This window comes from Synechococcus sp. W60.1, assembly GCF_047461575.1.
In the GTDB taxonomy this organism is placed as follows: Bacteria; Cyanobacteriota; Cyanobacteriia; order Thermostichales; family Thermostichaceae; genus Thermostichus.
Genome location: NZ_JANSHL010000002.1, coordinates 325,722 through 350,972 on the forward strand (window position 1 = coordinate 325,722; position 25,251 = coordinate 350,972).

The 25,251-nt window shown below is 59.1% G+C and carries 26 protein-coding genes and 1 tRNA gene; 18 read left to right on the plus strand and 9 right to left on the minus strand.

Annotated elements, in window-relative coordinates:
• The first annotated feature begins 33 nt into the window (after positions 1–33).
• Positions 34–1,266, plus strand: coding sequence for a response regulator (locus NW805_RS03570; RefSeq protein ID WP_414421654.1), 1,233 nt, complete (start codon positions 34–36; stop codon positions 1,264–1,266).
• A gap of 35 nt (positions 1,267–1,301) precedes the next feature.
• Here NW805_RS03570 and NW805_RS03575 read toward each other — a convergent pair whose 3' ends face one another.
• The gene (locus tag NW805_RS03575; RefSeq protein WP_414421655.1) at positions 1,302–1,673 is read right to left on the minus strand and encodes a HesB/IscA family protein; all 372 of its coding nucleotides are present in this window, start codon (positions 1,671–1,673) and stop codon (positions 1,302–1,304) included.
• A 113-nt stretch (positions 1,674–1,786) separates the two neighbouring features.
• Between NW805_RS03575 and NW805_RS03580 the strand changes: the two genes are divergently transcribed.
• From NW805_RS03580 to dusB, 5 genes are all read left to right on the plus strand, one after another.
• Complete coding sequence (locus NW805_RS03580) at positions 1,787–2,755, plus strand: ribonuclease Z (RefSeq protein WP_414421706.1); 969 nt, start codon at positions 1,787–1,789, stop codon at positions 2,753–2,755.
• Between the two features lie 29 nt (positions 2,756–2,784).
• Positions 2,785–3,648, plus strand: coding sequence for an RDD family protein (locus NW805_RS03585; protein WP_414421656.1), 864 nt, complete (start codon positions 2,785–2,787; stop codon positions 3,646–3,648).
• A gap of 91 nt (positions 3,649–3,739) precedes the next feature.
• Complete coding sequence (gene rpmG / locus NW805_RS03590) at positions 3,740–3,934, plus strand: 50S ribosomal protein L33 (RefSeq protein WP_414421657.1); 195 nt, start codon at positions 3,740–3,742, stop codon at positions 3,932–3,934.
• Positions 3,935–3,963: 29 nt separating this feature from the next.
• Positions 3,964–4,179 (plus strand): 30S ribosomal protein S18, encoded by a 216-nt coding sequence (gene rpsR, locus NW805_RS03595; RefSeq protein ID WP_011433239.1) that lies wholly within the window; start codon positions 3,964–3,966, stop codon positions 4,177–4,179.
• A gap of 16 nt (positions 4,180–4,195) precedes the next feature.
• Entirely contained in the window at positions 4,196–5,281 is a 1,086-nt protein-coding gene (gene dusB, locus NW805_RS03600) for a tRNA dihydrouridine synthase DusB (RefSeq protein ID WP_414421658.1), read from the plus strand.
• 81 nt (positions 5,282–5,362) lie between these two features.
• On the opposite strand, the gene leuB is transcribed toward dusB, so the two are convergent.
• The 3 genes from leuB to petB form a co-directional block, all read right to left on the minus strand.
• Positions 5,363–6,478 carry a 3-isopropylmalate dehydrogenase gene (leuB, locus tag NW805_RS03605; protein WP_414399133.1) on the minus strand — a complete coding sequence of 372 codons (1,116 nt, stop codon included), beginning with the start codon at positions 6,476–6,478 and terminating at the stop codon, positions 5,363–5,365.
• 207 nt (positions 6,479–6,685) lie between these two features.
• Positions 6,686–7,198: a cytochrome b6-f complex subunit IV gene (gene petD / locus NW805_RS03610; protein WP_011433236.1), complete on the minus strand. Its 513-nt coding sequence runs from the start codon at positions 7,196–7,198 to the stop codon at positions 6,686–6,688.
• 98 nt (positions 7,199–7,296) lie between these two features.
• Positions 7,297–7,944: a cytochrome b6 gene (gene petB / locus NW805_RS03615; RefSeq protein ID WP_041436518.1), complete on the minus strand. Its 648-nt coding sequence runs from the start codon at positions 7,942–7,944 to the stop codon at positions 7,297–7,299.
• A gap of 188 nt (positions 7,945–8,132) precedes the next feature.
• Between petB and NW805_RS03620 the strand changes: the two genes are divergently transcribed.
• The 4 genes from NW805_RS03620 to NW805_RS03635 all read left to right on the plus strand — a co-directional run bounded on the left by NW805_RS03620 (position 8,133) and on the right by NW805_RS03635 (position 12,198).
• On the plus strand, positions 8,133–9,410 hold the full coding sequence (locus NW805_RS03620) for a S41 family peptidase (protein WP_414421659.1): 1,278 nt from the start codon (positions 8,133–8,135) through the stop codon (positions 9,408–9,410).
• Positions 9,411–9,545: 135 nt separating this feature from the next.
• A complete protein-coding gene (locus tag NW805_RS03625) occupies positions 9,546–10,100 on the plus strand; it encodes a phycobiliprotein lyase (protein ID WP_414380978.1) in 555 nt (184 codons plus the stop codon).
• Between the two features lie 74 nt (positions 10,101–10,174).
• The gene (locus tag NW805_RS03630; protein WP_414421660.1) at positions 10,175–10,687 is read left to right on the plus strand and encodes a hypothetical protein; all 513 of its coding nucleotides are present in this window, start codon (positions 10,175–10,177) and stop codon (positions 10,685–10,687) included.
• A 170-nt stretch (positions 10,688–10,857) separates the two neighbouring features.
• A complete protein-coding gene (locus tag NW805_RS03635) occupies positions 10,858–12,198 on the plus strand; it encodes a hypothetical protein (RefSeq protein WP_414421661.1) in 1,341 nt (446 codons plus the stop codon).
• Between the two features lie 123 nt (positions 12,199–12,321).
• Here the strand turns inward: NW805_RS03635 and NW805_RS03640 are convergent, their stop codons facing one another.
• Positions 12,322–12,639, minus strand: coding sequence for a DUF3067 family protein (locus tag NW805_RS03640; RefSeq protein WP_414421662.1), 318 nt, complete (start codon positions 12,637–12,639; stop codon positions 12,322–12,324).
• A 183-nt stretch (positions 12,640–12,822) separates the two neighbouring features.
• Here NW805_RS03640 and NW805_RS03645 point away from each other — a divergent pair, with 183 nt between their 5' ends.
• Both NW805_RS03645 and NW805_RS03650 read left to right on the plus strand, forming a co-directional pair.
• On the plus strand, positions 12,823–13,341 hold the full coding sequence (locus NW805_RS03645) for a cytochrome b6-f complex iron-sulfur subunit (RefSeq protein WP_011433228.1): 519 nt from the start codon (positions 12,823–12,825) through the stop codon (positions 13,339–13,341).
• A 122-nt stretch (positions 13,342–13,463) separates the two neighbouring features.
• The gene (locus NW805_RS03650) at positions 13,464–14,447 is read left to right on the plus strand and encodes an apocytochrome f (protein WP_414380982.1); all 984 of its coding nucleotides are present in this window, start codon (positions 13,464–13,466) and stop codon (positions 14,445–14,447) included.
• 161 nt (positions 14,448–14,608) lie between these two features.
• Here the strand turns inward: NW805_RS03650 and NW805_RS03655 are convergent, their stop codons facing one another.
• Positions 14,609–15,439: a PhzF family phenazine biosynthesis protein gene (locus tag NW805_RS03655; protein WP_414421663.1), complete on the minus strand. Its 831-nt coding sequence runs from the start codon at positions 15,437–15,439 to the stop codon at positions 14,609–14,611.
• 226 nt (positions 15,440–15,665) lie between these two features.
• Between NW805_RS03655 and groES the strand changes: the two genes are divergently transcribed.
• The 6 genes from groES (at position 15,666) to NW805_RS03685 (ending at position 22,110) form a co-directional block, all read left to right on the plus strand.
• The gene (groES, locus tag NW805_RS03660) at positions 15,666–15,977 is read left to right on the plus strand and encodes a co-chaperone GroES (protein ID WP_414380983.1); all 312 of its coding nucleotides are present in this window, start codon (positions 15,666–15,668) and stop codon (positions 15,975–15,977) included.
• A 90-nt stretch (positions 15,978–16,067) separates the two neighbouring features.
• The gene (gene groL, locus NW805_RS03665) at positions 16,068–17,702 is read left to right on the plus strand and encodes a chaperonin GroEL (RefSeq protein ID WP_011433224.1); all 1,635 of its coding nucleotides are present in this window, start codon (positions 16,068–16,070) and stop codon (positions 17,700–17,702) included.
• 338 nt (positions 17,703–18,040) lie between these two features.
• Entirely contained in the window at positions 18,041–18,835 is a 795-nt protein-coding gene (locus NW805_RS03670; protein WP_414421664.1) for a DUF429 domain-containing protein, read from the plus strand.
• A 115-nt stretch (positions 18,836–18,950) separates the two neighbouring features.
• Positions 18,951–20,114: a GuaB3 family IMP dehydrogenase-related protein gene (locus NW805_RS03675; RefSeq protein WP_414421665.1), complete on the plus strand. Its 1,164-nt coding sequence runs from the start codon at positions 18,951–18,953 to the stop codon at positions 20,112–20,114.
• Positions 20,115–20,155: 41 nt separating this feature from the next.
• Positions 20,156–20,227 (plus strand) — tRNA-Val (locus NW805_RS03680).
• A gap of 299 nt (positions 20,228–20,526) precedes the next feature.
• Entirely contained in the window at positions 20,527–22,110 is a 1,584-nt protein-coding gene (locus NW805_RS03685; protein WP_414421666.1) for an iron uptake porin, read from the plus strand.
• A 132-nt stretch (positions 22,111–22,242) separates the two neighbouring features.
• Here the strand turns inward: NW805_RS03685 and NW805_RS03690 are convergent, their stop codons facing one another.
• The 3 genes from NW805_RS03690 to NW805_RS03700 all read right to left on the minus strand — a co-directional run bounded on the left by NW805_RS03690 (position 22,243) and on the right by NW805_RS03700 (position 25,215).
• The gene (locus tag NW805_RS03690; protein ID WP_414421667.1) at positions 22,243–23,082 is read right to left on the minus strand and encodes a DUF6671 family protein; all 840 of its coding nucleotides are present in this window, start codon (positions 23,080–23,082) and stop codon (positions 22,243–22,245) included.
• 69 nt (positions 23,083–23,151) lie between these two features.
• Entirely contained in the window at positions 23,152–24,858 is a 1,707-nt protein-coding gene (locus NW805_RS03695; RefSeq protein ID WP_414421668.1) for a SulP family inorganic anion transporter, read from the minus strand.
• Between the two features lie 90 nt (positions 24,859–24,948).
• A complete protein-coding gene (locus tag NW805_RS03700) occupies positions 24,949–25,215 on the minus strand; it encodes a hypothetical protein (RefSeq protein WP_255344550.1) in 267 nt (88 codons plus the stop codon).
• Positions 25,216–25,251 lie beyond the last annotated feature (36 nt).

Here is a 25,251-nt window from a genome sequence, read left to right on the forward strand (position 1 = left end):
TGCAGAGCTTTTCTCCCTCTCCTCTCGATGCCTATGCTGAGGCCCAATCCCCACCCTCCGGCCAGCTCGCCGGCGGTTCCTGAGGCCCAGGCGGGATCCCCCTCGCCTGAAAAGAAGCCGTTGTTGTTGATCGCGGACGATGAGCCCAGCCAGCGACTCTTGGTTCGCTACGCCCTTGAGCGAGAAGGCTACCAAGTCCTGGAAGCCAGCAGCGGCGAAGTCTGTCTGCAGCTAGCCGCTCAACACCCAGTGGATATGGTCTTGCTGGATGCGGTCATGCCGGATGTGGATGGGTTTGAGTGCTGTCGCCGCCTCCATGCTCAAAACTCGGATCTGCCCATTCTCATCGTCACGGCGCTGGAAGATGAGTCCTGCGTGGATGAAGCCTTTGCTGCCGGGGCCAGCGATTACATTTCCAAGCCCATTCGTTGGGCGGTTTTGAAGCGGCGTATCCGCCACCTGATCCAGGCCAGCCAAGCCCAACGCCACCTGCGGGAACTTAACCAAGCTCTAGAAGCCAAAGTGCAGGAACGTACCGCCCAGCTGGCCTGCCAGGTACAGGACTTGCAGCAGCTCAGCCGCCTTAAGGATAGCTTTCTGGCCAGCGTTTCCCACGAGCTGCGCACTCCCCTCACCAAGATCAAGTTGGCCCTGGAACTGTTGGGCCGCTCCCCTCTAGACGAGAAGCAGTGCCAATACCACCGCATCGCTTTGGAAGAGTGTCAGGCTGAAATTGAGCTGATCAACAAGTTGCTGGATCTGCAGGGCCTGGAAGCCAAGGAGTTGGGCTCTGCGGCTGCCGCCATCGATCTCCACAGCCTTTGCACAAGCCTACTCAATGGGGTGCGAGAACGGGCTCAGGCTCGGCAACTGAAGCTGGAGATGGCGGAGCTGACCTCACTTCCCGCAGTGCTCTACAGCTACCCGCAGCAGCTAACCCTGATCCTGAAGGAACTGCTGGAAAATGCCTGCAAGTTTACCCAGCCGGGCGGAACCCTCCGCTTGGAGGTGCAAGCCTTTCCCGGTGGGGTTGAGCTAAGGATTGGCAACACCGCCCAAATCGAGCCTGACCACCTGCCCCACCTTTTCGAGCGCTTTTACCGGGTGCCCTCTGAGGATCCCTGGGCACAGCCGGGCAGCGGCCTTGGACTGGCCTTGGTGAAGCATTGGGTGGAGTATCTGCAGGGCCAAGTCCGGGTCACCAGCCAGAAGGGATGGACTTGGTTTGTCCTTTGGCTGCCCAGCCTAGAGCCCTCCAACCGTTGACGCCCAAAGGCGGGTGGGAGGCAGCGATTGAGACTTTAGTGACCAACGACAGCAGCAGTCTCAGCAGTGGCAAAGGAGGTGCCACACCCACAACTGGCGACTGCGTTGGGGTTCCTGAAGCGGAAACCGCCCCCCAGCAGATCCTCGGAAAAGTCGACGGTGGTGCCGCTGATCAAGGTCATGCTCAAGGGATCCACTGCCACCTGGATATCCCCAAAGTCGAAGGTATGATCGTCAGGGTTGGCCCGAGACTCGAAGTTCATTACGTAGGAGAGGCCAGAGCAGCCGCTCGGCTTGACCCCCAGACGCAGGATGGGCTGGGATCCCTCTTTTTCGTACTTGCTGCGCAGGCGCTTCAACTCTTGGATGGCGCTGTCGGTCAGGGTGATCATGACGAGAAGGCTCAAGGGTACGTTCTACTCCCCATCCTATCAAGGGTTTTTTCTCGGCCAGCGAGAGCAATTGGTAAGCTAGGGATCCCAATCCCTGAGGTTTTGCCCCTGTGACAGATCCCAACGCCATTCGGATCACCTTTTTGGGCACCAGCTCCGGCATGCCCACCCGCCAGCGCAATGTCTCTGGGGTGGCGGTGCAGTTTCCCCAGCGGTCGGAATGGTGGCTGTTCGATTGTGGCGAGGGCACCCAGCACCAGTTGCTGCGCCTAGACGAGCTGCGCCCCAGCCAGTTGCGCCGCATTTTCATCACCCACATGCACGGGGATCACATCTACGGCCTGCCGGGGCTGTTGGCCTCCTGTGGCTTGGGCAGCACCCCTGAGCACATCGATATCTACGGCCCACCAGGTCTGGAAGAGTACCTAAAGGCGGTGTTGCGCTACAGCGAGACGCGCATCCCCTACGGCTTCCGCGTTCACACCGTCGAAACCGGTCTCATCCTGCAAGAGCCGGAATACTCCGTCTTCTGCGCGCCCTTGGATCACCGGGTGCTCGCCTTCGGCTACCGCGTGGTGGAACAGGATCGGCCAGGCAGCTTTAATGTGGCCAAAGCCCAGGCCGATGGGATCCCCTTTGGCCCTCTGTATGGGCAGCTCAAGGCCGGCCAATCCATCATCTGGCAGGGCCGCTGCTTTCACGGACGGGATTATGTCGGGGATCCCATTCCGGGCCGCAAATTCTCCTACTGCACCGACACGATTTTCTGCCGCAATGCTGTTGATCTCTCCCGGGCTGCGGATCTGGTCATCCACGAGGCTACCTACGCTCAGGCTGACTTGGAGCTGGCCCGCCGCTCCAAGCATTCCACCGCCGCCATGGCCGCCCAAGTGGCTGCCGAAGCCAAGGCCCAAGCTTTGATCCTCACCCACTTCAGCCCCCGCTACACCCCAGAGGCCCCCATTACCTTGGAAGACCTGCTGGCAGAAGCTCAGGCCATTTTTCCCAATACCCTGCTGGCCCGCGATCGGCTGACCTACGAGATCCCCCGTCGCAGCCCGTCCCCTCTGCCGGTGGGTGTGGGCTTGCCTCGCTAGAATGGTAGAACTGACTGTCTCAACCGGCAATGACGGATCCCAGACCCTACCCCGAACGCCCCCAATTTCCAGAGCGGCCCAAAACCGAACAACTGGATCAAACTGCCAACGAATGGCGAGCCTTCAGCGCTTTGCCCCCTGCCACCTCTCTGCCCCCGGTTCAAGCCGAGCGGCCAGTCCCGCAAACGGCTGCTGAGGGGGAAACCCTGCCGAAATTGGCTCCCTGGAGTAAACGGATAGGGGCCTTTGCCCTCGACTTTGGGCTGGGGCTGGGGATCTCCTATCTGGCCCAGGGCTTGGCTGCTCTGGTAGGGGCCAATGCAGGCGCCGTGGACATGACCGGCTATCTCGCCTTCTTCGCTACCTGGCTGGTGAACCGCGGCTATTTCCAATCCCGTCCTGAGGGCCAAAGCCTCGGCAAATGGCTGCTGAACATCAAAACCCTGGATCCCGAGACCGAAGCCTCGCCGCACCTGGTTCGTTCTCTGGCTCGAGAGGGGGTGCTCTCCCTCTTTGTGCTCACGGAGGCCCTGCTGGTGCCTCTGGCTGCGGATGGGCTGTTTGCCGTCTTCGACAAGGAAAAACGCCAAACCATTCACGACCGCGCCGGACGTACCCTAGTGGTGGAAGCGGAGCGGGGCTACCACCTGGATGAAAAAGTCCTGCAGTTTTTGCAGGACATCCTAGAGGGGGACGCTGCTGACGACGTCAAATCGGCTGCTCGCGACCTGCTGCGCCAAGCCCAGCGCAATGACACCGTGCGGGATCTGTCCAAGCAGTTGCAGCGCCTGAGCAAAGATGTGGATCGCAACGCCCGTAGCCTACGGCAACAAACGGGCAAGCACGTGAAAACTTGGGTTGATTCCGTCAAGGAAAAGTTGGATAATTGGTGATCGCGCTTATCGAGGTAAACCCCCATCTCCAGCCTCAGGATCTGGGATTGCAGTTTCCTCATTGCCGTTTACCTTCGTCTTGGGATCCGTCATGGCTAAAGCAAAGGGTGCCCGCATCATCATTACTCTGGAGTGTACGGAGTGCCGCACCAACGTCAACAAGCGCTCTCCAGGCGTGAACCGCTACACCACCACCAAAAACCGCCGCAACACAATAGCCCGCTTAGAGCTGAAGAAATTCTGCCCCCACTGCAACCGCCACACCGTCCACAAAGAGATTAAGTAGTTCAAGCCGTTTCGCCGTTCTCCTGACCTATGGTTTACGCTCGCCGCCGCCTGTCTCCCATTAAGCCGGGAGAGCCCATTAGGTACACCGATGTGGAGCTGCTCAAGAAATTTGTTACCGAGCGAGGCAAGATCTTGCCCCGCCGCATCACCGGCCTGACCGCCAAACAGCAGCGGGAGCTCACTGCCGCGATCAAACGAGCGCGCATCATGGGTCTTCTTTACTTTGTCAACAAAGAGGGATAGCTTTCTCCGGATCCCGATGGGCCTGCAGCTTTCGCCGGAACTCCAAGCCCGCTTGTCCCAGCCCCTCAATATCGGCGGGGTAAAAGTTTTGAGCCGCGTTTTTCAGGCGCCACTGTCAGGGGTAACCGACCAGGTCTTTCGAGGGCTGGTACGCCGTTTTGCCCCCCACAGCTTGGTCTACACGGAAATGGTCAGTGCGACCGGCTTGCACTATGCCCGCCAGTTGCCCCGCATCATGGAGGTTGGCGAGGGAGAGCAGCCTATTGGCATCCAACTGTTTGATTGTCGGCCCGACTTTCTGGCGGAAGCAGCCCGCATGGCTGTGGACGAAGGGGCGACCTTGGTGGACATCAACATGGGCTGCCCGGTGAACAAGATTACCAAAAACGGCGGCGGCTCTTCTCTGCTTCGCGATCCCGACACGGCAGCGCGAATTGTGGAGGCGGTGGCCAACGCAGTGGAGGTGCCCGTAACCGTGAAAACGCGCCTGGGCTGGTCAGATCAGGAGATCAACATTTTGGATTTTGCCCACCGTCTGCAGGAGGCAGGGGCGCAACTGCTCACCCTGCATGCCCGAACACGCGCCCAAGGCTTCAACGGCAAAGCCCGCTGGGACTGGATCCGCCGCGTCAAACAGCACCTGCGCATTCCCGTCATCGCCAATGGGGATATTTTCTCGACAGCCGCAGCGGTGAAGTGTTTGGAGGAAACCGGAGCCGATGGGGTGATGTGCTCCCGCGGCACCATGGGCTATCCCTTTCTGGTGGGGGAAATCGATCACTTCCTGAAAACCGGTCAAGAAAGACCGGCCCCCACTCCCCTGGAGCGGATTCAAATGGCCTTAGAGCATCTGCGCGGTCTCTGGGAGTACAAGGGAGAACGTGGCATCCGTCAGGCCCGCAAGCACATGACTTGGTACATCAAAGGTTTTGCCGGGGCCTCTCAATTCCGCGCTCTCCTCTGTCGCATTGAGACGGTGCAGGAAGGGGAAGCCCTGCTTCTTCAAGCCATGGAGCGCTGCCAAGAAGCCACACTTCGACCGGAAGAGACGGTTGAAGCGACTGAAGAGGTTGACCTTCTCCCTGAGGCCGGTTGGGCGTAGCTCCAAGGATCCCCACAATTGGAAATTGCTTGGAAATCGCCGCACGTCTGCCTTGGCTGTAGCCTGTGGCCCCGAAAAAGGCTATTGCGCCTGCTGCTGGGACAGGGCTGCCACCAACTTTTCTCCCATTTCCTGGCAACCCACTAAAGTCATTCCCTCAGAGTAGAGGTCTGGGGTGCGGTACCCTTGCGCCAAAACGGCTTCTACCGCCTGTTCGATGCGGTCGGCAGCTTGTGGCTGATCCAAGGAGTAACGCAGCATCAGGGCGCCGGAGAGCACCTGGGCAATGGGGTTGGCTTTGTCTTGTCCGGCAATGTCGGGAGCCGACCCATGTACCGGCTCGTATAGGCCGGGGCCAGAGGATCCCAGAGAGGCAGAGGGCAGCATACCAATAGAGCCGGTCAGCATGGCCGCTTCATCGGAGAGGATATCGCCGAAGAGATTGCCCGTGAGGATGACGTCGAACTGCTTGGGCCAGCGCACCAACTGCATGGCGGCATTGTCGATGTACAGGTGGGAAAGTTCCACCTCCGGGTACTCAGCCGCAATGACATTGACCCGCTCCCGCCACAGTTGCGACACCTCGAGAACGTTGGCTTTGTCCACCGAGCAGAGCTTGCGCCGGCGTTTGCGGGCCAGCTCAAAGGCAACTCGGGCAATCCGATCCACCTCAGCTTCGCTATAGACCATGGTGTTCACGCCGCGCCGAGATCCTTGGGCATCCGTGAAGATTCCCTTAGGTTGGCCGAAGTAAATGCCCCCCGTCAGCTCCCGCACTACCACCAGGTCGATCCCCGAGATCACCTCTGGCTTCAGGGAGGAAGCCCCCACCAGTTGAGGGAAGACTTTTACCGGGCGCAAGTTGGCAAACAGCCCCAGCCCCGCCCTCAAGCCCAACAAGGCCCGCTCCGGGCGTTTCTCAGGAGGCAGAGCGTCATACTTGAAGTCGCCGACAGCAGCCAGATAAACGGCATCGCTCTCTTGAGCCATTTTCAGGGTTTCTGCCGGCAAGGGATCCCCAGTCTGGTCGTAGGCAGCCCCGCCGATTAGGCCCTCTTGCCACTGGAGAGCAAATCCCATCTGCCGGGCAACTGCATCCAAAACGGCTCGTCCCACCCGCATGATTTCGGGGCCGATGCCATCTCCGGCAAGGGCTGTGATCCGATAGGTTCGAGCAGTTGAAGAAGAAGTGCTCATGAGCGGTCAAGCTGAAGATGAGGGCGTAGAGATACTACCATTTCGGCGGACTTGCCCATCCCTTGGCACACAGGTTTGCAGACAACTCCTCTAAAAAGCTCTCCAAATAACAAAGTGCAGCCTGGCCACCAACCTGCTGCACTCTGATGGTGATTCTGATGGTGATGATGACGATTAACCCATCAAGCGGGAGTCCCAGATGTTCTTTTAGAACAAGCCCAAGGTGACCCACTTATCCAAGGGCAAGGTGGCACCAATGCCCAGGTAGAGGGTGACCAGAGTGCCGATCAAAAACACCGTTGTCGCCACTGGGCGGCGCAAGGGGTTTTGGAACTTGTTGACGTTTTCGATGAAGGGCACAAACAAGAGACCGACAGGAATGGCAGACATCAGAGCAATTCCCAACAGCTTGTTGGGAGCAATCCGCAGGATGTGGAAGGCGGGGTAGAGATACCATTCCGGCAGAATTTCCAGAGGCGTAGCAAAGGGATCCGCCGGCTCCCCTACACCTGCCGGATCCATGACTGACAGGCCAACGATCACTCCAATAGTGCCCAGGATCACCACCGGAAACATAAAGAGCAAATCGTTGGGCCAAGCGGGCTCACCATAGGTCATGTGGCCCATGTTTTTCTTCAGCTTGGCTACAACTTTGGGATTGTCTAGGTCAACCTTGCGGGTAATGGCCTCGGTCGCTATCACCTGTTTTGAGACGGCCATGGGAGTTCTCCTTATCTAGGGACAAAAGTTCTGAAAAAGTGGCAGGTAAAGATCCCAGTTACCAGGAAAGTCAAAGGCGTCTGGGAGTCAAACCTTGCTCACAAAGGCCCAGAAATGCCTTGGCGGCGGATCATCAAAAAGTGCATGGTCATAAAGACTGCGGTCAGCCAGGGTAGCACGAAAGTGTGCAAGCTGTAGAAGCGAGTCAGGGTAGCTTGACCAACCGCTTCGCCACCCCGGATCAGTTGCACCAACAAGTCGCCCACCACCGGAATGGCACTGGGCACACCTGAGACGATCTTGACCGCCCAGTAGCCCACCTGATCCCAGGGCAGGGAGTAGCCGGTAACGCCAAAGGAGACGGTCAGCACCGCCAAGATCACGCCGGTTACCCAGGTCAGCTCACGGGGCTTTTTGAATCCCCCTGTCAGATAGACCCGGAAGGTGTGTAGGATCATCATCAGCACCATCATGGAGGCGCTCCAACGGTGGATGGAGCGCAACAGCCAGCCGAAGTTCACCTGGGTCATGATGTAGTTCACCGATTCAAAGGCCTCAGCCACCGTCGGACGATAGTAAAACGTCATGGCGAAGCCGGTGGCAAACTGAATTAAGAAGCACACCAGCGTCACCCCGCCGAGGCAGTAGAAGATGTTAACGTGAGGCGGAATGAATTTCCCTGTTGCGTCGTCGACGAAAGGCGTAATCTCCAGCCGCTCGTCCAACCAGTCGTAAACTTTGCTCATAATGCCTGCAATTCTTGAAATTGGATCTCGAGGGCGGGGCAAGCCCACTCTACTCAGCAATGTAACACAATCTTTTAACACCATCCTGGCGTCGGGCTCAGCTTGGGGACGAAGATCTCGATCCCAGGAGGCCAGGCAAGTTTTCGATATTGCGTTTTGTTCATGTTTCTTAATGTTTTTTGGGATCGATGGTTGTGCAGAAGCCGAGATACACAGGGATCCTTTGGAGAGGGTGGGGGATCCGCCTTGTCTTGCTTGGGTGTTTGCTCTGGGCGAGTTTGGGCATTGGCGCCTGTCCAGGGCAGGCCAGCCGTTGGGGAGAAGAGCAGCAACTGCTGGCGCAGGCTTGGGCCTACGTGGATCGGGCCTATGTGGATCCGGGGTTTAACGGGCAAAACTGGTGGCAGGTGCGGCAACGGTTTCTCTCCCGGCCCTTAAAGGAGCGCAAGCAGACCTATCAGGCCATTGAGGAGATGTTGGCCACTCTGGGGGATCCCTTTACTCGCTTTCTGGATAAAGAGCACTACCTCAGCCTGCAGACCTCCACAGCCGGCGAGCTGAGCGGTGTCGGCTTGCAGATTGCCATCGATGAGCAGGGGGCGGTGCGGGTGATTGCCCCCATGGAAGGCACTCCTGCCGAGCAGGCCGGGATCCAACCCCAGGATGAGATTTTGGCGGTGGATCGGGTGCCGGTGGCGGGGCTGAGCCTGGACGAAGTGGCCGAGCGGATGCGGGGGCGCAGTGGCACGCCGGTTACTTTGAAGCTGAGGCGGCAGGATCGCATTTGGGAGGTGGAGCTGGTACGCCAATCGATCACCATCAACCCCGTGCGCACCCGTTTTTTTGAGCTGCCTCAGGGATCGGTGGCCTACATTCGCCTCAGCCAGTTCAACGGCAATGCTGCCGCTCAAGTCCGCCAAGCCATTCGGGCCGCAGAAGCTCAAGGGGTGCGGGGCTACATTCTCGATTTGCGCAACAATCCGGGGGGACTCTTGCAGGCGGCCATTGAGATCGCCCGCTTCTGGATCCCCAAGGGCGACATTGTGCTGGTGACGGATCGCCACGGCATTCAAGACAGCATTCCCGCCACCGGCGAGGTGCTCACAGAGGCGCCGCTGGTGGTCTTGGTGAACCAGGGCAGCGCCAGTGCCAGTGAAGTGTTGGCCGGGGCACTTCAGGACAGTGGGCGAGCTCAATTGGTGGGAACGCGCACCTTTGGCAAGGGTCTGATTCAATCCCTGCTGGAGCTGGCGGATGGATCGGGGCTGGCGGTGACCACGGCCAAGTACCTCACCCCCAGCGGCCACGACATTCATCGCCAGGGGATCCAGCCCGATGTGGTGGTGGCGGAGGGATCCGTTCCTCTGACGGCGGAAACCTTGGCCGGGCCGGAGGACATCCAGCTCCAGCGAGCCCTGGAGTTGTTGGGGCAGCTCCAAGGGATCCGGGTGGCCAAAAGCCCGTGAGGAAGGGGATCCCACGGTAGAACTCAATCGTTGGCATTCAGGATTTGGATTCCTGGTTGTTTTCGATTCGTTTTAGGATCGAAAGCAGGGTTTCCCGTCCAGCGCTGATCTCTGACTCTGTCCGCTCCCGCCCGCATGAACGCTATCCAGCAATTTCACCACTTTTTCAACTGCTGCATTGGAGCTTGGCGCACAGAGCGCACCTACCATTACCTAGACCGTGGCGAGGTGGAGCGCTCCCGCACCGAGTTCACCATTCGCACCCTCACCCCTGAGCTCAAGCACAAGGTGCTCACCGACAACAACTACCCCAACCACAACGTGGATGGTTTTTTGGGCTTTCACTTGGCTTTTGAGACGGTTTCCGAAAAGGGTGAGGAGGCCGGGCAAGAGCTGAACATGCTGTTCGTCCCTCGGCAGGAAACCCCCTTGGGGCTGCAGGGAGACTACCTGCGGGATCGGGCCTATGAGGAAGATCGCCCGATGGTGGCGACTTTCCGGTTTGATCCCGGATCCCTGCAACTGGTGATGACCACCACCTACACTCGTGTGGTTGCTGTAGATACCATCACTCTACTGAATCCGCGCCTGCGCCTGCGGCAGATCCTTACCTACCAACGTCCCCCTCAGGGTCAGCCTTTGCAGGAGCTGTTGCTGGTGGGGTTTGGGGTAGAACAGAAGCTGACGTGACCTACTCCCGCACTCATGCTGATGCATAGAGGACGGGGCTTCCCGGCGGTCTAGCTAACCTGCGGATCCTGAGCATGACGCTTCCCGAAGACTTGAGATTGTCTCAGCACTTGGCCCTGATCCAGTTGAGGTTCGAGCGAGGACAATACCGGCAGGCGCTAGAGGAGGTTAAGCAGGCCCAAAGCCGCTATCCGCAGTCGGGTAAGCTACGGCTCTGGCAGGCCCTGGCCCAAGAAGCCCTTGGCGAAACGCAGGAGGCCATCCTGTTGGCCCAAACCTTGCTGCGCAACCCAGATCCAGAAGTCGCCCAGCAGGCTCGCTATGTCTTGGGCATCTGGCAAGCCCCTCGTCTGCGACGTTCGGCGGAGTGGTTGAGCGAAATTCCCGATCTCAGCCGGCTGGAGGAAACTGATCCCCCAGAGTACCGCTTGGCCTATGGGCGCTCTCAACGCAAAGGCCCTTCCCCAAGATCTGGGGATCCCCTCAGCCGCCGGGCAGCGGATCCCCCGTTGGACACTAAGCCCCTCATCTGGGTGTTGATCGGGATCCTCTCGACCCTGCTGGCCGTGATGGCTTGGCTGCCCTAGAGGCGGGTACAACCGTTCTGGAAGTGAGATCTACAACGATTCTCGTCGCTGCGGGGTTAAGGGGAGATACTGGGAATAGAGGAGACGCTAGGTCTAGCTCAGGGGAGCGGATCTGCGTCCAGGGATCCCAAAGGCTCCTCGACAATGGGGGCGGAAAGCGGAGGTTTAAAGTGGCTACACAAACATTGGTGATGGATGCAGTGGAACAGTTGGGCCTGCGGGTCACGCTGGGAGATATTGCATCCAGCACGGGCTTGGCTCTACACGAGGCCAAACAAGAGCTGCTGAATTTGGCCCAAAAGGCGGAGGGGCATCTCCAGGTTTCCCGGCAGGGGGAGATTACCTATGTTTTCCCGCCGGATTTTCGCAGCATTCTCAAGCGCAAGGAGCAGCAGGATCAGCTGGCGGCCCTGCGGCGCAAACTGTGGGGGGGCTTCCTCTATGGGTTGCGCATCTCCTTTGGCATTCTGCTGGTGGTGTCAATTGTCTTGATCGTCCTGGCGTTGATTGCCTTGCAGATGGCCAGTAGCCGCGAGCAGGACAATCGCAGCCGGTCGCGGGGGATAGGGTTTTACTACTTCCCCAACCTTTGGATCGGCAACCCCTTCTGGGATCCTTACCCCTACTATGGGAGCTACTCCGGTCGGACGCGCCCCCGCCAGCCGCAAAAATCCGAGCTGAACTTCCTGGAAGCGGTGTACAGCTTCCTCTTTGGGGACGGGGATCCCAATGCCAACCTGGAGGAGGAGCGCTATGCCCTCATTGGCCAACTGATTCGTGCCAATGGGGGGGTGATCGTAGCGGAACAGGTGTTGCCCTACCTGGATGTGGAGCCGGGATCCCCGGCCTTGGAATACGAAGATTACATGCTGCCCATTTTGCTCAAGTTCGACGGCCAGCCGGAGGTCAGCGAGGATGGGGACATTGTCTACCGCTTCCCAGAGCTGCAGGTGGCCGCCTCAGAGCGCAAGCCCAAGGGGATCCCTGAGGTGTTGCAGGAGAAACCTTGGGTGTTCAGCCGGGCCACGCCTGGTCAACTGACCCTGGCAGGAGGCTTGGGAGTTCTCAATTTCTTTCTGGCCGCCATTCTCTATGGGGCACGGGAGGAGGTGGCAGCGGCAGCCGGCAGCAATGCTTTTTTGGCCTTCATCTACCCGTTGATCGGCTTCCTCTTCCTCTACGGCACGCTGTTTTTGGCGGTGCCCGCCGTTCGCTGGCTAGCCTTGCAAATCCGTAACCAGGGAGTGGAGCGTCGCAATCGTGTCCGGCAGCTTTGGCGAGAGCATCTGCAGCATCCCACAGAGGCGCTGCTGCGCAAACTCAACTTTGCCCGCCGCTTCCGCCGTCAAGAAGTTGTGCAAGAGTCGGACACCATTTACTCAACCGACCGGGATTTGATCGAGCAGCGGGACTACCGTCTGGACGAGCCGGCATTCCGCCAACTTTTGGAATCCGAAGCTCAGCAGGAGTACCCGGAAACCGAACAAGTGCGCAAGCCGCGTCCCCTCTAGAGAGGTCATGGCCGTTGGGCAAACTCCCGGTCTGCCGTTTGAGCTGAGACCCATTCGAGTTTCTTGCCCAGCCGGAGAATCCGGCGCTTGGGTTTGCTTGGACCTTTTTCTCCCCAGGAGAACTCACAGCAACCACTCCGAGACCCGCTCCCCCACCTTCTGCAAATCCAGAGGAATGGCCACCGCCTTGCCCATACGGGGTCTCTGACGGGTGGCTTCGATTTCCCGACGCACCGCTTCCCACACCCCCCAAGCCTGCAAATGGGCCAGCACGTTCTCCAAGTGGGCCAAATACTCGGCCTCGCTCAAGGGGAAGGAGGGCTGCTCCAGATAGCGCCACATCACCAGCAACACCACCTTCTGCTGGATACGCCGCAGCTGCACGTCGTAGGAACAGCCCCACTTCTCGCGCAACAAAGCTTGAAAGTCGGATCCCTTCATCAGACTTGTCTGAGGCTGGCTTGGATCTGGCTCCAATCGCGCTGGGTGGGCCGCTCACCTTGGGAAGGAAGGCCACGGCCTCTTACAGCGTTGCATTTCTTAACGATATTGGCCAGAGGGGTCGGTTAGGATGATGTCGCTTGTCAACGAACGTTAAAACTTCTCAGGTCTGCATTTGCCATTATGACGGAAGCGGTTAGCAACTTTGAAGCGCCCCCCATGAGCCGGCGGGTTCTTCTCAATGCCCTGCTCAGCGGCTCTGTGGGAGTCGTGGTGGTGGGCGCCCTCTACCCGGTGGTGAAGTACTTTATTCCGCCCTCTGCCGGTGGAGGGGGTGAGGGCCTCATAGCTCAGGACGCCCTCGGCAAGCCCATCAGCGTCAGTGAACTGTTGGCCACCCATGCCGCTACGGATCGGGTGCTGGCCCAAGGTTTGAAGGGGGATCCCACCTACATCGTGATCGACAACGGGGCGGTGGCCAACTATGGCCTCAACGCGGTTTGTACCCACCTCGGTTGCGTGGTGCCCTGGAATGTGGGGGAAAACTTGTTTAAGTGCCCTTGCCACGGATCCCAGTATGCGGCCAATGGCAAGGTGATCCGGGGACCGGCTCCCCGCTCGCTGGAGCTGGTGAGCGCCACTGTGGATGGCGACAACGTCCGCTTCAGCCCTTGGCAAGGCCCCGATTTCCGGGAAACCTAAAGGGCAAGGGATCCCGCTGGCTGTGCCGGCTTTTGCCGAACGATTTGGGGCAAGTCGTCGAGATGGCTATTTCAAGACTGTGTCCTAAAGCTGTGATTGAAATCCATTCTGAGCTGAGAGTTATGAAGCGAATCTGCTTGGCCTTCTGTGGGCTGCTGCTGTTGCTGGGGATGGGGGCACGTCCGGCGGCAGCCTACCCCTATTACGCCCAGATGGCCTACGACAACCCCCGCGAGGCGACCGGAAAAATTGTCTGTGCCAACTGCCACCTGAACGCCATGCCCACTCGCGCCGAGGTGCCGCAGGCAGTCACCCCCGGCCAGGTGTTTACCATCAAAGTTGGGATCCCCTATGACCTGAGCAAACAGCAGGTGCTGGCAGACGGCAGCAAGGGTGGGTTGAACGTGGGTGCGGTGGTGGTCTTGCCGGAGGGCTTCCGCCTGGCCACCGAAGCCGAAATGACCGAGGAACAGCGGCAGGAAACCGCCGAGACCTACATCACCCCCTACAGCGACGCGAAGCCCAATATCCTCTTGGTCGGGCCTTTGCCGGGCGAGCAGCATCAAGAAATCGTCTTCCCGGTGGTGGCCCCTGACCCGAAAGAGGATCCCTCGGTGGCCTTCATGAAGTATCGCGTTTACATCGGGGCCAACCGAGGTCGCGGTCAGCTTAACCCCGACGGCAGCCTCAGCAACAACAACGTTTTCCGCGCTCCGGCCACCGGGCGTCTAGTCAACATCGCCACCCTCAACTCCGATATCAGCGATCTGCCGGCTGAATTGGCCAGCCTGGTGCCCCCAGAATACGAGCTGCCGGGCACGAGAGTTCTCAGCTTCGAGACCGAAAGCGGGATCCAAAACCTGGTGGTGCCGCCTGGGCCGGAACTGGTGGTTGCTGTTGGAGACAGCGTCAAAGAAGGGGATCCCGTCACCAACAATCCCAATGTGGGCGGCTTTGGCCAGGTGGAGCGGGATCTGGTGCTGCAAAGCCCGGAGCGGGTGAAATGGCTGGTGGCCTTCCTGGCAGCCATTACCATTACCCAGGTGCTGTTGGTGCTGAAGAAAAAGCAGGTGGAGCTCATTCAAGCCGCCGAAATCCTTGGCTAGCTCAAGCTCTTTCCTGGCCTGCACCTCGGAGGTATCCGAGGTGTTTTTTGTTCTGTAGGGCTGATAGCAGTCGTGGTTTTTATTACCATCTATTTCAACTGCTCGCCCTAGCGGGCCGGAGGCCTTGTTCCCTGCCGCTAGCACCCTAGTCGACAACGGTTCTAAGGCAGCCTCAGCTCTCCTCTGATCACCAGCACCGCTTGCCCAGCAATCTCCACCCGTGAGCCTCGATCTCGGCACCACAGCTCGCCCCCGCGGGCCGAGAGCTGGTGAGCCTTCAAATCAAGTCGGCCCAGGCGTTTGGCCCAATAGGGCATCAAAAGACACTGGGCGGATCCCGTCACCGGATCCTCCGGGATCCCCAGCCGAGGGGCAAAAACGCGGCAGACAAAATCCGGCCCATTCCCCAGAGCCGCCCCAGAGGCTGTGACGATCAACCCCGGAACGGGGAGTGCTTGAACCTGGGCCAGATCCGGTTGCACCTGCTGCACCTGTCCCGCCGAAGCCAGCACCGCTACCCCCATGTCCCCCCGGTATAGCTCCACGGGTGGGATCCCTAAAGCTGCTGCTACTTGCTCTTTGGCTTCTGGCCAAGGTTCCGGACTGCGAGCAGGAAAATCCATGGCCAGGCGATCCCCCTGCCGCCGCACCTGCAACAGGCCACTGCGGGTGGAAAAGGCTACCCTCTCCGCCTGGGGATGCACCTCCGTCAACAGCACATAGGCGCTGGCCAAGGTGGCGTGGCCACAGAGATCCACCTCCGTCGTCGGCGTAAACCAGCGCAGCCCATAGTGGGGAACCTCGCCCTGGGATCCCTGGGGAAGTAAAAAAGCCGTCTCCGATACATTGTTCTCCGCCGCAATGGCTTGCATCAGCGCCTCTGGCAACTCCTGGGGCAGCAGACACACCGCTGCCGGATTGCCGCCGAAAGGCACCGCCGTAAATGCATCCACCTGAAAAAACGGGATCCGCACGTTCTCAACCCAGCCCAACTCAGGTCATGATCCCACAGCAGACCCCAAAGTAGGGGGATCCGCACCCCGACCGCACCTGCCAAAAGCGGGATCCCGCTGACAAAGGCTATTGTCAGGCCAGAAAGTTGGCTGATAAACTAGCACTCGTAAGTCGAGAGTGCTAAGTCGCTTCCCTTCGGGGAAGTGGAACTAATGGAAATGAAAACTTCAGCTTCGTGCTTTAGGATCACGGAGGACATTCGTCATGGCTGCAGTAGCTCTTAACGTCTCTACCCTGAAGCCGCTGGGCGACCGCGTGCTGGTCAAAATCGCTCAGCAAGATGAGAAAACCGCAGGTGGGATCTTCTTGCCGGACACTGCCAAGGAAAAGCCCCAGGTGGGGGAAGTGGTTGCTGTTGGCCCTGGCAAGCGCAATGACGACGGCAAGCTGATCCCGATGGAACTGAAAGCCGGCGACAAAGTGCTCTACTCCAAGTACGCCGGAACCGAGGTCAAGCTGGGCAGCGACGAATATGTGCTGTTGGCCGAGCGGGACATTCTCGCCATTGTTCAGTAGTGGTCAGTGATTCAGCAGCAGTTCAACGACCGATTGAACCCCTGAGATTCTGTTTCACCCTTACCTGCATTTGCATCGGAGAGGTTGACTATGGCCAAATCAATCATCTTCAGTGAAGAAGCCCGCCGCGCTCTAGAGCACGGCATGGATATTTTGGCAGAAGCCGTAGCCGTTACCCTGGGCCCCAAAGGGCGCAACGTCGTGCTGGAGAAGAAGTTTGGCGCTCCCCAAATCATCAACGATGGGGTAACCATTGCCAAAGAAATCGAGCTGGAAGACCACATTGAGAACACAGGCGTTTCCTTGATCCGGCAGGCGGCTTCCAAGACCAATGACACGGCTGGGGATGGCACCACCACGGCCACGGTCTTGGCTCACGCCATGGTGAAAGAAGGTCTGAAAAACGTGGCTGCCGGCGCCAACCCGATTGCCCTAAAGCGGGGGATCGACAAGGCGGTGAAGTTTTTGGTAGACAAAATCGCCGAACATGCCCGCCCGGTCGAAGATTCCAAAGCCATTGCCCAGGTGGCGGCCATTTCCGCCGGTAACGATGAAGAAGTGGGCCGTATGATTGCCGAGGCCATGGACAAGGTGGGCCGCGAAGGGGTGATCTCCCTGGAAGAAGGCAAGTCCATGACCACCGAGCTGGAAGTGACGGAAGGGATGCGCTTCGACAAGGGCTACATCTCCCCTTACTTCGTCACCGATACCGAGCGGATGGAAGCGGTTCTGGAAAACCCCTACATCCTCATCACCGATAAGAAGATCACCCTGGTGCAAGACCTGGTACCGGTTCTGGAGCAGGTGGCCCGCGCCGGTCGTCCTCTGCTGATCATCGCCGAAGACATCGAGAAAGAAGCGCTGGCTACCCTGGTGGTGAACAAGCTGCGGGGTGTGCTGAGCGTGGTAGCGGTAAAAGCCCCTGGCTTCGGGGATCGCCGCAAGGCCATGCTGGAAGACATCGCCATCCTGACCGGCGGTGAGGTGATCAGCGAAGAGCGCGGCCTGAAGCTGGAGAACGCTCGCCTCGATTCCTTCGGCACTGCCCGTCGCGTCACGGTAACCAAAGACAATACCACCATCGTGGCGGAAGGCAACGAAGCGGCTGTGAAAGCCCGTTGCGAGCAAATTCGCCGTCAAATTGAGGAAACCGACTCCACCTACGACAAAGAAAAACTGCAAGAGCGCCTGGCCAAGCTCTCCGGCGGTGTAGCGGTGATCAAAGTGGGTGCGGCCACTGAAACCGAGATGAAAGACCGCAAGTTGCGCCTGGAAGATGCCATCAACGCCACCAAAGCGGCGGTAGAAGAAGGGATCGTTCCCGGCGGCGGTACCACCTTGGCACACCTGATCCCAGTGGTAACCGAGTGGGCGCAAGCCAATCTGTCCGGCGATGAACTGGTGGGGGCCAACCTGGTCGCCCGCGCTCTGGGCGCTCCGCTGCGCCGCATTGCTGAGAACGCCGGCCAAAACGGCTCCATTGTGCTGGAGCGGGTGAAAGATAAGCCCTTCAACACCGGCTACGATGCTCAGAACGACGCCTTCGTGGATATGTTCGAGGCGGGCATTGTAGACCCGGCCAAGGTTACCCGTTCTGCCCTGCAAAACGCTGCTTCCATTGCGGGGATGGTGCTGACCACTGAAGCGATCGTGGTGGACAAGCCGGAGCCCAAAACCAACACACCGGCAAGCAGCGGCAGCGGCATGAGTGACTACGACTACTGATCTGTTGATTGCCACAGGGAGGCGGATCCCTTAGGCTCACCGAAGAGTTTGGGGGCACTCCGCTTCCGGGCTGAGCATCTTGGATGAATCTTTCGGGATCCCCTGGTGGGATCCCTTTTTTATGGATTTTTATTTTTTATCAAGACAGGCGAGCTGGCGGGATCATTCCCAATACCCATGCAACAGCAGCGCAACTGTCTGTGACGTTGATCCCCCTCTACCTTTGGGAGAGGGGCTGGGGGTGAGGGCGCTAGAGCCATGCAATCGGGAACTGCCTCAAACTGGTTTTTTGATAACGACTCTGATTCTGTCCAACTTGAAGAGAAGGGGAAGGCGGTGTGGCTCAGTTGATCTGCATTGGCCTGGATCTGGCCTGGTCAACCCGCAACCCTTCCGGTCTGGCCACGCTGCGAGTCCAGCTCGGGGATCCCGGCAGGCAGAACTTGACAGGCCATCTGGTGGATAGCCGCATTCTCCAAACGGATGAGGAGATCCTGGACTACATTCAAGCTCAGGCGGGAGGGGATCCCTGCTTGGTGGCGGTGGATGCGCCCTTGCGGGTTCCCAACCTCACAGGACAACGGCGGGCCGAGGCAGAACTGAACCAGGTGTTTCGCGCCTACGCAGCCGGGGCCCACCCGGCCAACCGCCGGTTACTGGCAAAGGACGGCCAAGTGAGAGGAGAAGCCCTGGTGCAAGCCCTATCCCGCTATGGCTTTCGGGAGCAGGCCAACATCGAGCGAGGAAAGCTTACCCGCCAAGTAACCGAGGTCTTCCCCCATAGCGCCTTGGTCAGCCTCTTTGGCCTCAGCCGCACCCTGAAATACAAGGCTCGCCCCCGACACACCTGGCCGGAACGGCAACAAGCCTGGCAGCTTTACCAGCATCATCTGCGCTCTCTAGCTGCCGCTGACCCGGCTCTCCAGGGCCACGAGGAGCTGCTTCAAGTGGAGGTGGGATCCCTCAAGGGCCGTCGACTCAAAAACTACGAAGATCAAGTGGATGCCTTGATGTGTGCTTACATCGCCCTCTACGGGTTCCGTTGGGGATCCGAGCGCTGCCGCAGTTTCGGCAACCTGCAAGAAGGGCACATTTTCACGCCCTTGCCCCCTCGAACCTCTGAGGCTGATTGAGACCCGCTCCGGGATCGCAGGTGGAAATCCCAACCAGAAGAACAAAACTCTCGCTAGCCTTGGATCCCTCCTTGGCGGCATGATAAAAACAAGGGATCCGCAGAACAGGGGAAAAATGGACGTGCAACTGGGCCGCAATCGGCAGGCAAGACGCGCTTACGGGCTGGATGAAATCGCGCTGGCCCCAGGCAGACGAACGCTGGATCCCAGCCTGGTGGATACCCACTTCACCCTGGGAGGGATCCAACGGCAAATCCCCATCATCGCCAGCGCCATGGATGGCGTGGTGGATGTGCGAATGGCCATTTTGCTCTCGGAGCTGGGGGCCTTCGGGGTGCTGAACCTGGATGGCATCCAAACCCGCTACGCCGATCCCGATGAGGTGTTGGATCAGATTGCGTCGGTGGGCAAAGACGAGTTTGTGCCCCTAATGCAGCGCCTCTACAGCGAGCCGGTGAAGCCAGAGCTAATCCAAGAACGCATCCGCCAGATTAAAGCCTCCGGCGCCATTGCCGCCGCTAGCTGCGTGCCCGCCCACGCCGCCCAATACGGCCCCCTGGTGGCGGAAGCCGGGGGGGATCTGTTTTTCGTCCAGGCCACGGTGGTTTCCGTTCACCACAAGGTTCCCGAAGGCATGGAACTGCTGGATCTGGCCCAATTTTGCCGGTCGATGCCCATTCCTGTTGTGGTGGGCAACTGCGTTACCTACGATGTCGCTCTGGAGCTGATGCAGGCCGGAGCTGCCGGTGTCTTGGTGGGGATCGGCCCTGGCGCTGCCTGTACTTCCCGAGGCGTGTTGGGGGTGGGAGTGCCGCAGGCTACGGCCATCGCCGACTGTGCCGCTGCACGGGAGCAGTTTTTGGCGGAAACCGGCGCCTACGTTCCCATCATTGCCGATGGCGGATTGGTGACCGGCGGCGATATTTGCAAGGCCATCGCCTGTGGAGCGGACGCAGTGATGATCGGATCCCCCCTGGCCCGCGCCTATGAGGCCCCCGGTCGCGGCTTTCATTGGGGCATGGCTACCCCCAGCCCCATCTTGCCCCGCGGCACCCGCATCCGCGTGGGATCCACCGGCACCCTAGAAGAAATCTTGCGCGGCCCCGCCCGCCTGGACGACGGCACCCACAACCTCTGGGGTGCTCTGCGCACTAGCATGGCCACCCTGGGGGCTGCCAATCTCCGAGAAATGCAGCAGGTGGAGATCTGCATCGCCCCCTCCCTCCTGACCGAGGGCAAGGTGTACCAGAAGGCGCAGAGCTTGGGTATGGGGAAATAGTCCTTTGGGAATGCTAAACTCGGTGGACTGGGATCCCTCGGGGGCGGTTAGCTCAGCGGTAGAGCGCCTGCCTTACAAGCAGGATGTCACTGGTTCGAGTCCGGTACCGCCCATCCCCACCGGAGCTTGCAGCTTGAGAGCTCTGTCTCAGTTTGAGATACACCCGCTAGCCAGAGCCGGATCCCTGAGGTAGAGTAGTGGATATCGAGCCTCGATCATCTACCGCAGTTGGGTCTCGCATTGAGTCTCGCGCAGAAAGTGTGTAAAGTGGTAGACGATGTGGACTTCGGCTGTATCATGTCTTCCCAGAGTCCGCGATTGCCAGGCTCGTTGTTGAGGTAGGCAGTTTGTCGCTTCTATGAGGACATCCCTACAGCCAAAAAGGTGTGAGGAAAAGAACAAGGAGAGAAACATGCCCGCGAAACACGCGAACTACTGGAAAACGCTGCTGGCCGGCACTCTGGGTGCAGCAGCGATCCTGACCCCTGGAGTGGCTTATGCCCAAGCTACCGGGCCGGTCACCTCCATCTCTGAGCTTTCGGATGTGCAGCCCACCGACTGGGCCTTCCAAGCCCTGCAATCCTTGGTGGAGCGCTACGGTTGTATTGCCGGCTACCCTGACCGCACCTTCCGCGGCAACCGGGCTATGACTCGCTTTGAGTTTGCCGCCGGTATGAACGCCTGCTTGGATCGCATCAATGAGTTGATTGCAGCCGGTTTGGCCGACAAAGTCTCCAAGGAAGACTTGGCCACTCTGCAGCGCTTGCAAGAGGAATTTGCTGCTGAGCTGGCAGCCCTGCGCGGGCGGGTGGATGCCCTGGAAGCCGATGTTACTGATTTGAAAGGGAAGGTCTTCAACCCGGTTACCAAGTTGAATGCCCAAGTCATCGCCGCTGTTGTAGGCAGCGCTCTCACGGAAGACAGAGTTGTTGATGGGAAGGTAGTAGCAGAGCAAAACCAAGCCAACATGACTCTTCCCTATCGGGTACGCTTGAACTTCGATGCTTCTTTTGTGGGTCGCGATCGCCTGCGCATTCGTCTCCAAGCTCGCGATGCTGTGACTGAGTTCTTTGATGGGGATCCCGGCCTTGAGTTTGGCGGCCGTGGCGGCGGCACTTTCACCCTGGCCAAGCTGATCTACCAATTCCCAGCTTTCAACCAAGCAGCTACCATCTACACGGGTATCGTTGGCTCAGGTGTGTTCGATGTATTCAACTACAGCACACCCTTCGAAGCTCTCTCCGACTTTGCTGATGCTCCCAACTCCACGGCGGACGTGCCAAGTGGAGCTCTGTTTGGCTTCCGCTACCGACTCTCGGATCAACTACGCTTGGCCTACAGCTACAGCACCAGGAACGCTCAAGCCTTGGGCAACGGCTTCGGCGACAGCGGTATAACCGGTAGCGACAGTGCCCACGCGGTGGAGCTGGGCTTCCTGCCGAATGAAAATCTAGAGATTTACCTGCAGTTTGCCAGTACCTATCTGCAGAAGGCAAACGATGGCCCTGAGTTCTTGGCCAACGGTACAGCCCTTTTCCGTGGCCCTCTGCAGAGGACGACGGTAGATGTTTCTGCCCGTGTCAATGCTTTCTCGGTGGCAGCCAACTGGGAGCTTAGCCCTCGAATTACCGTATCCGGCTGGTTTACTGCTGGCAATGTGGATTACAACTTGCCCAACGTGGTACCGGCTGGCACCATTGATCCGGGTGATGAAGATTTCAACGGGTTCCTGTTTGGCTTTGCTTTCCCGGATCTCTTCATTGAGGGTGCTCAGGGCGGTGTGGTGTTTGGCCAACCGATTGTCAGCACCGAGGAGGGAGTTTTTGACAGCCGTCCTTTCATCGTGGATGTTTACTACAGCTTCCCGGTGAACGAGTACCTCACCCTTACCCCGGCAGCCTACTTTGTGAGCAATCCCAATGGTGGGCCTAGCAAGTCTGGGGATACCGATCCAACCATCGGCGTGGGTGTCTTGCGGGCTGTGTTTGCTTTCTAGTTCCCAGAGTCCTTACGCTGACATTCAAGTCGTTAAGTTAAGTAGGGATCCACTGCAGTGGATCCCTATTTTCTTACATCAGCCCCTCTGGGGGGATGAAAGCCTGGGCTTGACGTCAAGCTTGGGACAAAGCTAGGGATTACAAAAGGCACACTGAGCGGGATCCGCCCAGGGCTCTGCCACAGGCTCGGTGTGGGTGTGGGAACAGCGAGCACAGCCATATACCCAAGCCTTGGCCACGGGGGTGGGGGCGCCACATTGGCCGCAGGGCAGTCCAGAGACCGAGCGGATCTGCCAGTAGCCAGGAGTGCCGCAGGCCGGGCACAGGCTTTGGGCTTTGGCGATTAGGTTTTGGGTGGCGGCTGCGATGACTTGGAGCCGGGTTGGGTTGTACAGGGCCCGCATGTCGGTTTCCAGATGCAGGCCACCCTGCCGAGCCAGCAGCTCCCCCACCACCTGCTTCAGGGTTGCTTCGTCTTGGATTCCTTTGTGGATGACCTGAGGCTTTTCTGGCCGGTCGAGGGCAATCAGGGCATGCTGGGGAAAACCCGCTTTCTGGGCAAAGTCCAGCGCCTCTGCAAAGCTGTGTACCCAGCGATGGCCGAAATTGGTTTGGGTGCTCTCTGCATAGCCCACCAGCTCCAAAGGCTCTGCGCCAGGCTCACAAACCCTGAGCATGACCCATTCTTGGTTCCAAGGGATCCAGGGGATCTGAGGGTGGGGGCCAAAGGACCCCTCGCTGGCCAAGCCCAGAGTTTCAGGATGATCCTGCAAAGCCCTTTCAATCTTCAGGCGCAGAGTGTGGATGGGATCCCCCGGTCGGGGCCGCTCCCGCGAGAAGGTGCCCAGTTGGTCGGTGTCAAAAGTTGCTACTTGGACTTGAATCCCCAAATGTTCGGCCAAGAGAGGGCCGATGACCTGCTCTTTGCGATGCATGGTTGCCAAGTAGGCGACCCGACCCTTCCATTGCATAGACTCAGACTTAACCTAGATCTGGCAAACGGATCCCGCAGCTTTGTGGCTCAGGCCAATTGGGGTTACTCAAACCAGGGGACTGGCCTCGAGCGGCAAGCCCAACTGGGCAACAGCCTCGGCCAAGGCCACCTCACGGCTGTCCACAAACCGCTCTGGGGACAGTGGCAGATGCAGGCTTTCTAGGCGCTGCCGGATCCGGCCCTTGGCCCCAACAATCCACACCTGTTTGCCCCGATCCAGGGCCTCGCGGATGGCATTTTCCAAGGATAGCGTCGCCGAAACGCCCAGCATCGGCACATCTGATAGATCCACCACCAGCGCTTGGCAGGAGGCCACCGCCTGATGTTGGCGGGAAATGGCTTGGGAAACCCCGAAGATCATCGGCCCGCTCAGGTAAAACAGCAACACCTGCCCGCATCCCTGGCGCAGCAATTCCCTCTCACGGGGAGTGAGATCCACCGCATCATCGGCATCGGTAATGGCTTTCACCTCTTCGGAGTGGATCTCGCTGAGGCGTTGAATGGTGAGCAAGTTGGCCACAAACACTCCCACTCCCACTGCAGCGATGAGATCCACAAACACCGTCATGAACATCACTCCGTACATGATGGCTGCCCCTTTGAGGGAAAGGCGGTGGGCCCGCTTGAGGAAGCTCCAGTCGAGGATATCCACCCCCACCTTAAAGGCGATCCCTGCCAGCACCGCCATTGGGATCCCTTGCGTGAGGGGAGCGGCAAACAGCACCACCATCAGCAGGATTAACGCTCGGGTAATGCCGGCTAGAGGGGTACGTCCGCCCGACTGGATGTTCACCACTGTGCCCATGGTGGCGCCGGCTCCCGGTAAGCCCCCCAGGAAGCCAGAGACAATATTGGCGATCCCCTGCCCGATCAGCTCTTGGTCGGAGTCGTGGCGGGTGCGGGTGAGGTTATCAGCAATGACTGCCGTTAAGAGGGTGTCGATGCAGCCCAGCATCCCCAGCACCACCCCGTCCAGCACCAAGTTGGCCAGGGAAGCAAAGGGCAACTGCGGCCACTGCAACTGCGGCAAACCGGTGGGGATAGGGCCAATGCGCCCCAAATCCCAATCGGCCATGAACAAGCTGGCCGCCAGCGTTCCCAACACCAAAGCCACCAACTGCGGCGGCACCACCCGTCGCCAGGGCTTGGGATAGCCAAAAAGGATGGCAAGGGTCAGCAGCCCCAGCCCCAGCTCTGGCATCTTGAGGTTGAGCAGGTAGGTCGGCAGGTTCTGCACCGCCCCAATCACTCCCCCCTGGCTGGCGTGGCCCAAAAGCGGCGGGATCTGCAGCAAAATCATGATCCAGCCGATCCCGGACATAAAGCCGGAAATAACGCTGTAGGGCATGAGGGTGATGTACTTGCCCAGTTTCAGGGATCCAAACAACACCTGAAATAAGCCCCCCAGCATCACCACGGTGAAAGCCGGCCCCAGCCCCTGCTCCGGGTAACGAGCTGTAACATTAGCAACCACCGCCGTCATCATCACAGTCATCGGCCCGGTGGGTTCGGAGATGAGCGTGGGCGTACCCCCAAACAGAGCCGCAAAAAAGCCCACGCATACTGCTCCGTACAAGCCCGCCACCGGCCCTGCCCCCGAAGCCACCCCAAAGGCCAAGGCCATCGGCAAGGAAACAATCGCTGTCGTCAGCCCGCCGAAGAGATCCCCGCGCCAGTTGTCTAGGCTCAGACGTCGGTGCCAATCCAGAAATCTCTTGCCGCCGGACTGTTGTTCTTTCGCTTGGCTCAGCATGCCCCAAAGCCCTCCACGCTATGGGCAGCCTATCATTGAACGTTACTATAGAGATCATGCTAGAGAATAGATTTTCTTCTATAGTTTCCCTCAAGGATTCCCCTCCAAGCGAGGGCATGGGGCTTGAGCCGGTAGAGTTGTGTGAAAGTGAGAGTAGTCCACATAGCGATGCCCATTGCTGTCCAGGTGGAGAATATCGGCAAATCGGTGGTTCCAGAGAATCTCATCGGCCAAGTAGGAGTGGCGAGCATGGATGGTTTGGGAAAAGGTGTCGTCGATGCCGGTCAGGGTAATGATCAGCTCCGCTTGGCCCACCTGTAAATCTCGATCCATGAGGCTGTAGAGAGGGCCGCCGATGAACCACCGAGCCTCTCCTACTGGAAGTCAGCCAGC

What these genes read in the sequence shown, in the direction of transcription:
- NW805_RS03640 (WP_414421662.1), bottom strand. Translation starts at nt 12,639, where the DNA reads ATGAAGGGATCCGACTTTCAAGCTTTGTTGCGCGAGAAGTGGGGCTGT.
- NW805_RS03645 (WP_011433228.1), top strand. Translation starts at nt 12,823, where the DNA reads ATGACGGAAGCGGTTAGCAACTTTGAAGCGCCCCCCATGAGCCGGCGG.
- petD (WP_011433236.1), bottom strand. Translation starts at nt 7,198, where the DNA reads ATGGCCGTCTCAAAACAGGTGATAGCGACCGAGGCCATTACCCGCAAG.
- rpmG (WP_414421657.1), top strand. Translation starts at nt 3,740, where the DNA reads ATGGCTAAAGCAAAGGGTGCCCGCATCATCATTACTCTGGAGTGTACG.
- leuB (WP_414399133.1), bottom strand. Translation starts at nt 6,478, where the DNA reads ATGAGCACTTCTTCTTCAACTGCTCGAACCTATCGGATCACAGCCCTT.
- rpsR (WP_011433239.1), top strand. Translation starts at nt 3,964, where the DNA reads ATGGTTTACGCTCGCCGCCGCCTGTCTCCCATTAAGCCGGGAGAGCCC.
- groES (WP_414380983.1), top strand. Translation starts at nt 15,666, where the DNA reads ATGGCTGCAGTAGCTCTTAACGTCTCTACCCTGAAGCCGCTGGGCGAC.
- NW805_RS03675 (WP_414421665.1), top strand. Translation starts at nt 18,951, where the DNA reads ATGGACGTGCAACTGGGCCGCAATCGGCAGGCAAGACGCGCTTACGGG.
- NW805_RS03620 (WP_414421659.1), top strand. Translation starts at nt 8,133, where the DNA reads ATGGTTGTGCAGAAGCCGAGATACACAGGGATCCTTTGGAGAGGGTGG.
- NW805_RS03690 (WP_414421667.1), bottom strand. Translation starts at nt 23,082, where the DNA reads ATGCAATGGAAGGGTCGGGTCGCCTACTTGGCAACCATGCATCGCAAA.
- NW805_RS03585 (WP_414421656.1), top strand. Translation starts at nt 2,785, where the DNA reads ATGACGGATCCCAGACCCTACCCCGAACGCCCCCAATTTCCAGAGCGG.
- NW805_RS03685 (WP_414421666.1), top strand. Translation starts at nt 20,527, where the DNA reads ATGCCCGCGAAACACGCGAACTACTGGAAAACGCTGCTGGCCGGCACT.
- NW805_RS03695 (WP_414421668.1), bottom strand. Translation starts at nt 24,858, where the DNA reads ATGCTGAGCCAAGCGAAAGAACAACAGTCCGGCGGCAAGAGATTTCTG.
- NW805_RS03650 (WP_414380982.1), top strand. Translation starts at nt 13,464, where the DNA reads ATGAAGCGAATCTGCTTGGCCTTCTGTGGGCTGCTGCTGTTGCTGGGG.
- NW805_RS03630 (WP_414421660.1), top strand. Translation starts at nt 10,175, where the DNA reads ATGACGCTTCCCGAAGACTTGAGATTGTCTCAGCACTTGGCCCTGATC.
- petB (WP_041436518.1), bottom strand. Translation starts at nt 7,944, where the DNA reads ATGAGCAAAGTTTACGACTGGTTGGACGAGCGGCTGGAGATTACGCCT.
- NW805_RS03570 (WP_414421654.1), top strand. Translation starts at nt 34, where the DNA reads ATGCTGAGGCCCAATCCCCACCCTCCGGCCAGCTCGCCGGCGGTTCCT.
- groL (WP_011433224.1), top strand. Translation starts at nt 16,068, where the DNA reads ATGGCCAAATCAATCATCTTCAGTGAAGAAGCCCGCCGCGCTCTAGAG.
- NW805_RS03625 (WP_414380978.1), top strand. Translation starts at nt 9,546, where the DNA reads ATGAACGCTATCCAGCAATTTCACCACTTTTTCAACTGCTGCATTGGA.
- dusB (WP_414421658.1), top strand. Translation starts at nt 4,196, where the DNA reads ATGGGCCTGCAGCTTTCGCCGGAACTCCAAGCCCGCTTGTCCCAGCCC.